This is a genomic window from uncultured Brachyspira sp., assembly GCF_910578695.1.
Lineage (GTDB): Bacteria > Spirochaetota > Brachyspiria > Brachyspirales > Brachyspiraceae > Brachyspira.
The window spans coordinates 1-13,223 of record NZ_CAJTQJ010000054.1; the positions used below are offsets into that span (position 1 = coordinate 1).

At 29.4% G+C, this 13,223-nt stretch carries 9 protein-coding genes and 1 pseudogene; 6 read left to right on the forward strand and 4 right to left on the reverse strand.

Going from position 1 to position 13,223, the window contains the following annotated elements; translation table 11 throughout:
• Positions 1-527: pseudogene (locus tag QZ288_RS10955) on the reverse strand (3-deoxy-7-phosphoheptulonate synthase); the annotation flags it as partial.
• Positions 528-979: 452 nt separating this feature from the next.
• Here QZ288_RS10955 and glgP point away from each other — a divergent pair.
• The 6 genes from glgP (at position 980) to QZ288_RS10985 (ending at position 9,405) form a co-directional block, all read left to right on the forward strand.
• Positions 980-3,541, forward strand: coding sequence for an alpha-glucan family phosphorylase (gene glgP / locus QZ288_RS10960; protein ID WP_295158811.1), 2,562 nt, complete (start codon positions 980-982; stop codon positions 3,539-3,541).
• Between the two features lie 282 nt (positions 3,542-3,823).
• On the forward strand, positions 3,824-4,780 hold the full coding sequence (locus tag QZ288_RS10965) for a TAXI family TRAP transporter solute-binding subunit (RefSeq protein WP_295158813.1): 957 nt from the start codon (positions 3,824-3,826) through the stop codon (positions 4,778-4,780).
• 66 nt (positions 4,781-4,846) lie between these two features.
• A complete protein-coding gene (locus tag QZ288_RS10970; protein WP_295158815.1) occupies positions 4,847-5,395 on the forward strand; it encodes a DUF1850 domain-containing protein in 549 nt (182 codons plus the stop codon).
• Positions 5,385-7,373: a TRAP transporter fused permease subunit gene (locus QZ288_RS10975; protein ID WP_295158817.1), complete on the forward strand. Its 1,989-nt coding sequence runs from the start codon at positions 5,385-5,387 to the stop codon at positions 7,371-7,373. Before QZ288_RS10970 ends, QZ288_RS10975 begins: the two co-directional genes overlap by 11 nt.
• Positions 7,374-7,547: 174 nt before the next feature.
• The gene (locus tag QZ288_RS10980; protein WP_295158819.1) at positions 7,548-8,246 is read left to right on the forward strand and encodes a DUF554 domain-containing protein; all 699 of its coding nucleotides are present in this window, start codon (positions 7,548-7,550) and stop codon (positions 8,244-8,246) included.
• Positions 8,247-8,280: 34 nt separating this feature from the next.
• Positions 8,281-9,405 (forward strand): hypothetical protein, encoded by a 1,125-nt coding sequence (locus QZ288_RS10985; protein WP_295158821.1) that lies wholly within the window; start codon positions 8,281-8,283, stop codon positions 9,403-9,405.
• A 55-nt stretch (positions 9,406-9,460) separates the two neighbouring features.
• On the opposite strand, the gene QZ288_RS10990 is transcribed toward QZ288_RS10985, so the two are convergent.
• From QZ288_RS10990 to fusA, 3 genes are all read right to left on the reverse strand, one after another.
• The gene (locus QZ288_RS10990; RefSeq protein WP_295158823.1) at positions 9,461-9,871 is read right to left on the reverse strand and encodes a hypothetical protein; all 411 of its coding nucleotides are present in this window, start codon (positions 9,869-9,871) and stop codon (positions 9,461-9,463) included.
• An 8-nt stretch (positions 9,872-9,879) separates the two neighbouring features.
• The gene (locus tag QZ288_RS10995; RefSeq protein WP_295158824.1) at positions 9,880-10,698 is read right to left on the reverse strand and encodes a PTS sugar transporter subunit IIA; all 819 of its coding nucleotides are present in this window, start codon (positions 10,696-10,698) and stop codon (positions 9,880-9,882) included.
• Between the two features lie 85 nt (positions 10,699-10,783).
• Positions 10,784-12,874, reverse strand: coding sequence for an elongation factor G (gene fusA, locus QZ288_RS11000; RefSeq protein WP_295158825.1), 2,091 nt, complete (start codon positions 12,872-12,874; stop codon positions 10,784-10,786).
• Positions 12,875-13,223: the final 349 nt, after the last annotated feature.

A 13,223-nucleotide genomic window follows, 5' to 3' on the forward strand; every position in this document is an offset into this window, starting at 1 on the left:
TTATCAAATTCCTCCAAATGCTTTATAGAAACTATTTCACTTACAATAGGAATACCCGCCTCCTCTTTAGCTAATTTCAATATTTTAAGTCCGTCCAAAGCCAAGCCCTGAAAAGCATAAGGAGAAGTTCTAGGCTTGAAAGCTCCGCCTCTAAGTATTGAAGCTCCTGCCGTTTTTACGCTTTTAGCAATATTAATAACCTGCTCTTCGCTTTCCACCGAACAAGGACCTGCTATTATAACGGGGCTTGATGCTCCTATTTTTACACCGCTTACATCTACAATAGTATCTTCTTTTTTGAAAGCTCTGTTTGCTCTTTTGAAAGGCTCCTGAACTTTTAATACTTTAGATACTCCGGGCAAAGAGGATATTAATTCTCTGTCTACTTTAGAAGTATCTCCTACTATACCTATAACGGTGCAGTCAATTCCTACTATTTTATTAGTTCCAAGTCCTGCATTTATAAGCCTGTCTGTTATATTATCTATGTATTCCTCTTTTGCATCTTTTTTCATTACAACTATCATAGTAATGTATCTCCTTTTTTATAATGTTAATTTATGTATTTGCTTTATATAATTTATAATTAAAAAATTAATTTATGTATTTGTTTTTGTTGTTTTATTTGTTGTTGTAAAAAAAGAATATCTCGGCGTTTTAAACGCCAAAAAAACTGAAGAAAAATGATATATTAAAAGAATCTATATTTATAATTTTTGAAAAAATATTAACTTTCAAAATAACTTTCATAGTAAAATATTATATAATAATATTAATAAAAGTCAATAATAAATAATGTTTATTATTATATATATTTCTTTATTAATATTTATATAAGGCATATTCGATTTTTTTAATAAAAATTATTGTATATATACAGTTATTAAGCATTATTATATAAATAAATTCATTGATTTTATTTTAAAATATTTATATAATAAAAAAATATATCTAAATAATTTTAAGGCGGTAAATTTTTATGAAATTAAGCAAATATATGGTTTCTCCATCTGTACCAAAAGAATTAGAGCCTCTTATAGAGATTACTAAAAATTTCTGGTGGTGTTGGAATCAGAAGGCTGTAACTTTATTGAGAACAATAGATATTGATAATTGGGATAAAAGAGATCATAATCCTATAAGAGTTTTAGGCGAATCTCTTCAGGAGCGTTTTAATGCAATGCTTCAAGATGATGCTGCTATGATGAATTTAGCAGAAGTTTATGATGAGTTTAAAACTTATATGAATCAGGAAACTTGGTATGATAGCTTAGATGATAGTAAAAAAACAGAAAATGAGAAAATAGCTTATTTTTCTTTTGAATATGGTTTGCATGAGTCTTTGCCTAATTATTCAGGCGGACTTGGTATATTATCAGGAGATCATTTAAAATCTGCAAGTGATTTGGGACTTCCTTTAGTAGCTGTAGGACTTCTATATAGAAAAGGATATTTCAGACAATATTTGAATACTGACGGCTGGCAGCAGGAATATGATATAGAAAATGATTTTTTCAATTTGGCTTTGGAAAAAGTTTTAGATAAAAACGGCGAAACAATGAAGGTGGATGTTGATTTACCTGGAAGAAAAGTTTATGCCCAAATTTGGAAAGCCAATGTAGGAAGAATAGAACTTTATTATTTAGATGCTAACATAGAAGAAAATAGTATAGAAGACAGAGATATTACTGCTCAGCTTTACGGCGGCAACTTAGAAACTAGAATACAGCAGGAAATACTTCTTGGTATAGGCGGTGTTAAGGCATTGGATAAATTGGGAATTAAACCTACTATTTATCATATGAATGAAGGACATAGTGCTTTTCTTTCTTTGGAGAGAATGAGACAGCTAATGGCTAATAATAATTTGGATAAAAACACTGCTAGGGAAATAGTATACAGTTCTAATACATTTACAACTCATACTCCTGTACCTGCTGGTAATGATATATTCCCTATAGATATGATTCAGAAGTATTTTACTGATTATGTTAAGCATATAGATATGACTATGGACGAATTCATTAGACTTGGAAGAATTAATCCTGATGATCAAAAAGAAAGCTTCTGTATGACTGTGCTTGCATTAAACTTATCTGCAGAAAATAATGGAGTTAGCGAGCTTCACGGACATGTATCAAGAGCTATGTGGAAAGATATTTGGAAAGGAGTACCTATTAATGAACTTCCTATAGATTCTATTACTAATGGAATTCATACTTTAAGCTGGATATCCTTTGATATGCAGAACTTATTAGACAGATATTTAGGACCTCGCTGGAGAACTAAGCCTTTAGAATTTGAAATTTGGGAAAGAGTTCAGAAAATACCTGATGCTGAACTTTGGAGAACTCATGAAAGAAGAAAAGAAAGACTTATTGATTTCTGCAGAGAAAGATTAAAAACTCAGATTACAAACAGAGGATATACAAAAAAAGAAATAGGACATGCTGAGCAGATACTTTCTCCTGAAGCTTTAACAATAGGTTTTGCGAGAAGATTTGCTACTTATAAAAGAGGAACATTGCTTTTCAGAGATTTAGAAAGATTAAAAAAGATAGTTAATAATTCTGAAAGACCTGTACAAATCATATTTGCAGGTAAAGCTCATCCTCATGATAATGGCGGTAAGGAATTAATTAGAAATATAGCTGAAATTTGCAGAAGAGAAGATTTAAGAGATCATATAGTATTTTTAGAAGACTATGATATCAATGTAGCCAGATATATGGTTCAGGGTGTTGATGTATGGCTTAATAACCCTAGAAGACCTTTAGAGGCTAGCGGTACAAGCGGTATGAAAGTTCCGCCTAACGGAGGATTAAACTTCAGTGTACTAGACGGCTGGTGGGACGAATCTTATGATGGTCAGAATGGATGGGCTATAGGAAACAGAGAAGAGTATACTGATTTGGAATATCAAGATGAAGTTGAAAGTAAGGCTCTTTATAATGTATTAGAAAATGAAATAATACCTTTATTCTATGAAAGAGGCAGAGATAATATTCCTAGACAATGGGTTTCTGCTATGAAATGGAGTATGCAGACTGTTTGTCCTATATTCTCTACTAATAGAATGGTTGCTGATTATTTCAATAAATTTTATAATAAGGCAAGCAAAAGATATTTCAATATGACAAAAAATGAATTTGCTAAAGCTAAAGAATTAAAATCTTGGAAACAGGATATTTTCTCTAAATGGTCTAAAGTTTCATTTGAAAATACTATTTCTGAAATGCCTTCAAGAAATTTAAAAGTTGGAAGTAAATTCGAGGTAAAAACTATAGTTAATTTGGGAGATATAGCACCTGATTCTGTAAGAGTAGAGCTTTATTATGGTAAATTAAGTATGAAAGAAGAGATTATAGAACCTATCACAGTAGAGATGCAGCATTCTTCTGATTTAGGAAACGGCAGACATTCTTTCTCAGGTATTTTAGAATGTACTGATAGCGGACAAAGCGGATATGCCATAAGAATGTATCCGTATCATAAAGATTTAAGTTATAAATTTGATATGAAACTTATTATATGGGGTTAATACTTAATAAATAACTTATTATAATGGGGCTTAGACGAATAGGTTTAAGCCCTTTTTTATTTTTTTAATAATAGTAAGTTTTTTATGCTGATATTAAATTTTGTAAATTCTAAACTTTTTTTATAAATGACTTAGTATTTATTTTTTATTTGAATAAATATTTTTTATGCACTAAAAAGCTGTAAGTATATACAATTCTTAAGCAAAAAAGATAATATAATAAATATTGACTTTTAATGTTATAAAGTGTATTATTAAATAAATTTTGTAAGGAGTATTATTATGAGAAATATTTTTATCACTTCTTTTCTTATCTTAACATTACTATTAATGATAGGATGTAAAAAAAGCGGCAATCTCAATTATGTTTTTGCTACAGGAGGCACAAGCGGTACATATTATTCATTTGGCGGAAGTATAGCTAGTATATGGAATGCCAATATAGAAGGAATGAATGTTACAGCCCAATCAACAGGAGCTTCTGCTGAAAATTTAAGACTTCTAAACAGACATGAAGTTGATTTAGCTTTTGTACAAAATGATGTTATGGACTATGCATATAACGGCACAGATATATTTGACGGCGAAGTATTAACAAATTTCTCTGCTGTTCTTACTCTATATCCTGAAGTAGTGCAGATAGCAGCTACAAAAGCAAGCGGAATAAAAACAATAGCTGATATGAAAGGAAAAAGAGTATCAGTAGGAGATGCAGGAAGCGGTGTTGAATTTAATGCTAAGCAAATACTAGAATCTTACGGATTGTCTTTCAATGATATAAATAAATCAAATCTTTCTTTTAAAGAATCAAGCGACGGATTGCAAAACGGTACTTTAGATGCTTGTTTTATAGTAGCAGGAATACCTAATGCAGCTTTACAGGAATTATCTTTATCAAGCGATATAGTTTTAGTTTCTTTAGACAAAATACTTTTAGATGAAATGATTAGCAGATATAAATATTATACAGAAGTTGTAATACCTGCTAATACATATAATAATATTTCTACAGATACTACAGCAATAGCAGTAAGAGCAACTATTGCGGTTAATAATAATATACCTGAAGATGCTGTTTATAATATGATAAAAACTTTATTTGATAAAAAAGATGATTTAGTAATAGCTCATGCTAAAGGAGAAGAGTTAAATATTGAAGATGCTTATAAAGGCATATCTATACCATTTCATTCAGGTGCTTTAAAATACTATAAAGAATTGGGATATAATATAGAATAATTATATTTTTAGATGTATTCATTATTTATTTAATATATTGATAATGAATACATCTGTAATTATATTATGTTAAAGAAAATTATTATATGTATATTTTTCATTGTAATAATTATTGCTTTATTATTTGTACCTCTATTTCCAAGACTCGTATTAAATGGCGTTAAAAATAATAAAGTTAATTTTATATTTAGTATTAATAAAAAAGAGTTTTTAATTTCATATACCCATTCTGTAAATAAAGGAAGAGTTAGAGATTATTACATTATAAATACTAATAATGATATTGTGTTAGAGAAGACAAGATTTGTTTCTTATGGTGCTGGTATGCCTGATCCTCAAAATGATGAAAAGATAATTATTACAGATGATTATATAGAAATAAATAATATTAATAAAATAATAAAAGATTTATATTTATTTATTGGAACTGTAGCCTCTCATAAAATAGAGTTTGATGTATTTGATGGATTTAATATTGACAGAAAAGAAATTGAATTAAATAGAGTATTTAAGCCGCAAGTAAATATAAAAATACAATATAAAAGAGTTTCATTATTTGCAGTAATAATGAATTTTATAAATAATAAAGTATTAAGGGAGAACAATGAAGCATAAAAATTATATTCATATTCCAACAGCAGAAGAAATTGATGATTATATGAGAAAATATGACAGTGAATCGAGATACAGAAGATATACTGATTGGAAAAAATATTTAATAATAGTAATATCTGTCGTATTCTGCTTATTTCAATTATATTCAATATTATCTGGAAAAATTACCGCCCAAATTATAAGAGCGACTCATCTGTCATTTGTTATGTTTCTAGCCTATTTTCTTTTTCCTATGAAAAAAGATATGCCTAAAGATAAACTTCCTTGGTATGATTGTGTATTTGCTTTAATAGCAGCTGCTTCTTGGAGCTATATTGTCATCAATTTTGAGGCATTAATAAGAAGAGCTGGAATATACACTACAACAGATATTATAGTAGGTATAATAGGAATACTTCTTGTCTTTGAGGCATGCAGAAGAATAGTAGGACTTCCTATACTTATAATATCAATAGTTTTTATTATGTATGCCTTATTCGGAGCTTATGCTCCCGGTTTTCTTAATCATAGAGGATATTCTCTTCAAAGATTGGTATCTCATTTATTTTACAACACAGAAGGTATAATGGGAACTCCTATAGGTGCTTCAGCTACATTTATATTCTTATTTATATTTTTCGGAGCATTACTTGATAAAACGGGAATAGGTCAGTTTTTTATAGATATATGCAATGCTATAGCAGGAGGATTTGACGGCGGACCTGCTAAAGTAGCAGTATTAACTAGTGCTATGTTCGGTACAGTGTCTGGAAGTTCGGTTTCTAATACTGTAGGCACAGGAAGTTTTACAATACCTATGATGAAATCATTAGGATACAGACCTGAGTTTGCAGGTGCTGTTGAGGCTTCTGCTTCCACAGGCGGACAATTAATGCCCCCTATAATGGGAGCTGCTTCTTTTTTAATGGCTGAAAGTTTAGGCATACCTTATATGCAGGTTGTTAAGGCGGCTATTATTCCAGCTATACTATATTTTACAGGTATATTTATAATGGTTCATTTGGAGGCTAAAAAGACAGGGCTTAAAGGCTTATCAAGAGATTCTCTTCCTAAGATAGGGGAGCTTTTACTTAAGAAAGGTTATTTAATTATACCTCTTATAGCTATAATATATTTTTTCGTACTTGGAAAGACTGCTATTTATGCAGGTTTAATGGGTATAATTGCTGCAGGTTTGGTTGCTGTTATAAATTCAACAATAGATATTATAATGAAAAGAAAAGTGAGTTTCGGTTTCAATGATTTAATAGATGTTTTTGTTAATGCTGCTAGAAATATAATAAGCGTTGCCGTTGCCTGTGCTATGGCGGGCATTATAATAGGTGTTATTACTTTGACGGGATTAGGTTTGAAAATAGGTGCAGGATTAATATCTATATCAGGCGGAATACCTTTATTATTATTATTTTTAACAATGATAAGTTCTATTATACTTGGTATTGGAGTGCCTACTACAGCAAATTATCTTATTACTTCAACAATAGCTGCAAGTGCTATAATAGGTTTGGGTTATCAGCCTTTAGCTGCTCATATGTTTGTATTTTATTTCGGAATCATAGCAGATGTTACTCCTCCTGTTGCTTTGGCTGCTATGGCTGGTGCTGCTATTGCTAAATCAGACCCTATTAAAACAGGTATTGAAGCGACAAAACTTTCGATTGGAGCTTTTATAATTCCTTATATGTTTATATTTAATCCTGATATATTAATGATAAATACTAAAATTATTGATGTTATACCTATATTTATTACTTCTCTTATTGGTATGTTCGGAGTATCAGCAGGATTAGAAGGATATGTATTTAGAAAATGTAAAATTTATGAGAGAATATTATTTATTATAGCAGGACTTCTTTCAATATACCCTGAATTATATACTGATATTATAGGAATATCAATTATAATAATATTAGTGATTATACAAATAGCTACAAGAAATAAAAATAAAATGAATACTTCTGCGGCTTTAAATAATTAAAAAATCATTTTGAAATTTTTAATATTTATATATTAGTTTTATAAAGTAAGTTTGTATTTTTGATATAAAAATGCAGTTTATTAAAATTATATTTCTTATGTATTTTAATACTATTGATAAAATTTTAAAGAAACAGTATATTATTTTCAGTAAAATATTATTTAGGATTCATTTATGTTAGCTGTCTTTGTTAATATGGCATCTGTTTTATTGGGTTCTTTAATAGGGCTTATATTCAAAAAAAAATTATCAAAGAAATATGAAGAGCCTGTATTTGTTGCTGCCGGTATAATATCTCTTACAATAGGCATAACTATGGCTATCATTTCTAAGCATATATTAATATTTGCTTTATCAATTATGCTTGGAGGAGTTACAGGAACATTTTTACAGATAGAAGAAAAAATAGAATATTGCGGTGAGTTTCTAAAAAGAAAATTTGCAGTAAAAGATAATTCAGGTAATTTTGCTTTGGGCTTTCTTACCTCATCAATACTTTTTTGTTCAGGTTCTATGTCTATAGTAGGTTCATTTCAGGCAGGAACTCAGGGTATATATGATTTAATATTTACTAAGAGTGTTATAGACGGATTTGTAGCTATATTTATGTCGGCAGTTTATGGAATAGGAACTTCTTTTTCTATTTTAAGTATATTTATTTATCAGGGGGCATTAACTGTGCTTTCATCATTTTTAGAACCTTATGTATCTGAAACTATGCTTAATGAAGTTTCTGCTGCAGGCGGTGCTACTGTTATGATGATAGGAATTAATTTATTAAGAATAGCTAAAATAAAAACAGGGGATTTTCTGCCTGCTATAATTTATTCTATTTTATTAGTTTTGCTTATACCTTATATTCGATTTTTATGATATAATATGCTAAAAATATTAGGAGTATTATTTTATGGAAGATATAGTAAAAGATTATATTGATTATACTAAAGAAAAATCTAATGTTGATGAGGTTGCAAATAAAAAACTTGTGTCTCAGAATGATAAATTTTTAAAATTAAAAGAATATGTAAAAAATAACCCTGATAAAGAATTGGATATATGCAGGCAGATATCATCTGAATTTGAAAATATGGATATATTAAAGTCATATTATGCTGCAAATTTTGTAGGGCATTCTCTTTATCACGGGGATATAACAGATGAAGAAGAAATAGGCAGAAGTATTATAAATTTATTTTTTAGAAATATAGATAATGCCTGCAGATTTATAGAGAATGCATCTCAGCTTTATAATGTAGATGAAGATGAACTTACAGAAGATGATATTGCAAGAATTACTATAGATGTTATGTACAGATTAGATTATAAGCCTTTGGAAGCATTTGTAGGCATTGATATGATGATACCGCCTGTTATGACTGTAATATGCACCAATCAAAATTTGAGAAAATATTTTATTGATTTGGGATTAACAGATCATATTGAATATTTAGAAACTTATGTTAAAGCATTATCATATATACATGTGGGTATAGAAGCCTGCTGTAAAACAAAAGTTCTTGTACTTACTCCTAAAATGCAAAGAGGTTTTTATATAGAAGCATCGGATATCAGCAACGGATATTATCTTATCACTTTATTAGAAGCACAATTATATAAAGATAACTTATTAAAAAGGTACGGTATAGATAATTATGAGTTTAATGAAACAGTTTATAATATAGCTATAGGAAATGAATATGCTAAAGAACTTATAGAAGCAGAGGCTCATCAGCAGTATTATACTATATATGCTGTTCAAAAAGACGGCTCTTATAATGTTGAAAATGAAAATGGAGAATTGGATTTGAATAAAATATTATATGTAGATATGTCTCCTTCGGATATTCCTGATTTGGAGGACACTCATATACTTATTATGGACAGTGAAGGTATGTGGAATAAGCCTATAAAATGGGATGTAAATTATTTTTCAAAGCCGTATCAAAAATTAAAACCTTATGTAAAAATATTAGATGAAATATCAGATGAAGAATATAATACTTGGATAGAAAAAATCAAAAATAGAAAATAAGTAATAAAAAATAAGGCTTATTTTATAATGCATTATTATAGAATAAGTCTTTTTATTATCTTATAGAAGTTTTAAACTCGGCAATAAATGCAGAGTCTTGATTATCTTTTACTATAACTTTAGCATCATAAATACCAGAAGGCAGATATTTGCCATTTTTATCAAGACCAGACCATATACAAGATGCTGTTTTTTCGCTGCTGTCAATAACTAAGCTTTTTGAATCCATTAAATCACCGCTTTGAGAATATATTTCGATTTTTGCACTTACAATTTTTCCGCTTATTATAGAAACTTTATAAGTGGTTTTTTCTTTGCTTGGAATAAATGGGTTAGGGTAATTATAAAACTCAGAAATATTTGAGCTAGGCTTATTCGGCGAGCATGAAATATAAAGGAAAGCTAAAAGAAGTATTATTAATATATTTCTTTTAGCCGCCCATATTTTTAAATAACTATTTATCATTAATTTTATCAGTCAGTAGTAAATAATATTCTTCCGCAATGGAAGCACATAATAATTTGATTCTGTCTTCTAACCTCATTAACAGTCATTTTAGGTATAGCTACATTACAGGCACTGCATTTGTAATTTTCTATTTTAGCCAAAGCTTCGCCTTTATTTTCTTTAATTCTCTTATAGTTTTCTAATACAGCAACATCAATTTTACTTAAAATAGTATCTTTATATTTTTTATACTCTTCTAAAACAACATCAGATTTTTGCTGAGAGTGAGTAGAACTATAAAGTTCATAAGCTTTTATTTGTATTTCAGCTCTTTCAAGTTCTATTAAAAATTTAATTTGTTTTTCAGCCTCAAATTTTTCATCTAATTTTTTGAATGAATCCAAAACACTTGAAAGCTCATCATAACTTTTAGTAGCAGTGATTTTATCAAGTATTTCTTTTTGATTAACCAAGAAGAAAATTTGAGAAAGATTTAAAAGATAATCCTGAGGGTTATCAAGATCAGAAAGTATAGCGAATACTAATTTTACAGGACTTTTTTCATCAGAATCAGAGTCATAATTAATTTCATCTTTTAAGAAACCTACAAATATATCTGTTTTTCCATAGCCTTGTATTCTGCCATGAGGAACAGCAACGCCGTTTCCTATATTAGTTGTGTATTCATCTTCTCTTTTTTTGAATGCATCGAATACAGCATCTGCAGAGGCGGAAGCAATAGGTGCGATTTTTTCGCTTAACGCTCTAAAAAGTGATTCTTTGTCTTTTGATTCCAAGTCTTCAAATACATGTTCTTTTGTGATTTTGTCAATTATTTTGAGCATACAATCTCCTAATTTTATACATATTAAACTATTATATTATAGTATATAAAAAATATCAACTTTATTTTTATATGCTATAATAGTCTTATTCTCCGCTTCCAAGCAATGCTTTTCTTTCCTCTATAACTTTATCAGCTAAAGGACCTGTAAGCTCTTGATAGTGAGAATGCTCCATTTCAAAAGTACCCTTTCCTGAAGTAGATGCCTTCATTTCTATAGAATAGGTAAGCATTTCTGATAATGGCACTTCTGCTTTTATCATCTGTACTGTATTAGATGCAGCTTCCATACCTAAAATTTTACCTCTTTTACCTGTAAGTTCATTCATTATAGAACCTGTAAATTCTTCGGGTACATATACTGTAACTTTCATAACAGGTTCTAATAATACAGGGCTTGCATTTTTGAATGCTTCTTTTGCTGCCATTGAACCTGCTATTTTGAATGATAATTCATTAGAATCTACATCATGGTACTTGCCATCATAAACTCTTACTTTTATATCAACCATAGGATATTTTCCCAAAGGACCTTGAGATAATGCATCCTGTATTCCTTTTTCAACTCCGGGTATATATTGTTTTGGTATAGCTCCTCCGAATATATCATTTATAAATTCAAAACCTCCGTCTCTAGGAAGAGGAGAAACTTCCAAATGAACTTCGCCGAACTGTCCGCTTCCTCCAGACTGCTTTTTATGTCTGTACTGAGCCTGAGCCTGTTTTCTTATGGTTTCTCTATAAGCTACTCTAGGTACGCTTTGTTCTATTTCAGCTTTAGTAAGAGATACTACTCTTTCCAATGCCAATTTCACCTGCAAAGCTCCCATAGCTTTTATTATAGTTTCTTTAGTTTCGCTGTCATATTCTACATTAAATGTTAAATCTTCCTGAGAAATAGTATCCAATACTTCCAATGCTTTTACATCATTTTTTAATATTTTTATAGCTGTAAAATATATAGGCTGAGGTATTTTGAGAGGAAGAAATTGGAAAGGGGCATTTGCTGTACTTATGGTATCTGCTGTTTTGCAGTCTGAAAGTTTTGCCAATACTCCTATATCTCCTGCTGTGATAGTATCGCTTTCTATCTGCTTTTTTCCTCTGGCTATATATATATGAGAAACTTTTTCCTTTTTGCCTGTTCTTGAATTATATATTTCATCTCCGCTTTTTATGCTTCCTGAACGAACTTTAAAAAATGATATTCTGCCTGCATATTGATCTATTGTAGTTTTAAATACAAAAGCAGCAAATGGATTATTATCACCCAATATAGTTCTTGATGCAGGCTCATTAGTTAAAAGATCTATGCCGTCTGTAACAGGAACATAAGAAGGAGAAGGCATATATCTGATTATAGTATCAAGTACTGCTCCCATACCTATATCTTTTACGGATGTGCCGAATAGTATAGGAACTACTTTGTACTGAAGTATAGATTTTGTTAAAGCTTCTATATATTCTTCATCTGTAAATTTTCCGCCTTCTAAAAATCTTTCTGTAAGAGAGTCATCAACTTCGCATACTAATTCTTTTAATTTGTCGCGTGTGGCTCTGTATTCATCATAATATTCTTCAGGTATCTCTGCTTCTACTATTTTACCTTTTTCATCTCTGAAATATGCTTTATGATAAATAACATCTATTATACCCTTAAAATCTTTTCCATTACCCATAGGTATTTGTATAGGGACAACAGGAGGCTCTTTAAAGTTATTTTCAATTTTCTCTAATAGAGTTTTATGCTCAACCATTTCTTTATCTATTTTGTTAATAAATATTATTCTAGGTCTTTTAAAATTATTAGCCATCTGCCAATGTTTTTCTGTTTCTATTTGTATGCCGAATTCTGCATCTATAACTACAATACAAGATTCTGCTACTCTTAAAGCAGGATTAATTTCACCGCTGAAATCACCAGATCCCGGAATATCCAGTAAATTAATTTTATGTTCCTTCCATTCTATAAAACTTAAAGAAGTATGTATAGATATTTTTTGCTTGATTTCTTCGTCTGTATAATCGCTTACTGTACTGCCTCTTTCAATTTCACCTTTTTTATCTATAGATTTAGCTCTATAAAGTAAGGCTTCATTTAAAGTAGTTTTACCGCTCCCTACATGTCCTAAAAGTGCAACATTACGAATACTTTCTGGGTTATATATTTTTCCCATAAACATTCCTCCTTTTATAACAGGTAATATTTTGATATAATAGATTATTTAAGTGATTTCTAAAGAAGCTTAGAGAATAAGCTGTTTCATAGAAATTTAAGTAATGCATGATAATTCAAGTATAGTAAAAAAAAAATTAAAAATCAAATTTTTATATTTTATTTTCAATTAGAAAAATAAGGTTTATGGCTATATAAAACAATAAGAAAATGTATTTTATTACATAATACATAAAAATAATTTTTAAATACTAGAAATCCAAATATAAAAATTGTGAGTGAATTAATGAACAAGTTTTTTATTAGTAAATAAAGAGATAAACGAGCAGCTTATAACTGACAAAGGAAGT

Bases quoted from the DNA above. Each gene is read 5' to 3' on its own strand.
- QZ288_RS10995 (WP_295158824.1), bottom strand. From the start codon at position 10,698: ATGCTCAAAATAATTGACAAAATCACAAAAGAACATGTATTTGAAGAC.
- QZ288_RS10970 (WP_295158815.1), top strand. From the start codon at position 4,847: ATGTTAAAGAAAATTATTATATGTATATTTTTCATTGTAATAATTATT.
- glgP (WP_295158811.1), top strand. From the start codon at position 980: ATGAAATTAAGCAAATATATGGTTTCTCCATCTGTACCAAAAGAATTA.
- fusA (WP_295158825.1), bottom strand. From the start codon at position 12,874: ATGGGAAAAATATATAACCCAGAAAGTATTCGTAATGTTGCACTTTTA.
- QZ288_RS10980 (WP_295158819.1), top strand. From the start codon at position 7,548: ATGTTAGCTGTCTTTGTTAATATGGCATCTGTTTTATTGGGTTCTTTA.
- QZ288_RS10985 (WP_295158821.1), top strand. From the start codon at position 8,281: ATGGAAGATATAGTAAAAGATTATATTGATTATACTAAAGAAAAATCT.
- QZ288_RS10975 (WP_295158817.1), top strand. From the start codon at position 5,385: ATGAAGCATAAAAATTATATTCATATTCCAACAGCAGAAGAAATTGAT.
- QZ288_RS10965 (WP_295158813.1), top strand. From the start codon at position 3,824: ATGAGAAATATTTTTATCACTTCTTTTCTTATCTTAACATTACTATTA.
- QZ288_RS10990 (WP_295158823.1), bottom strand. From the start codon at position 9,871: ATGATAAATAGTTATTTAAAAATATGGGCGGCTAAAAGAAATATATTA.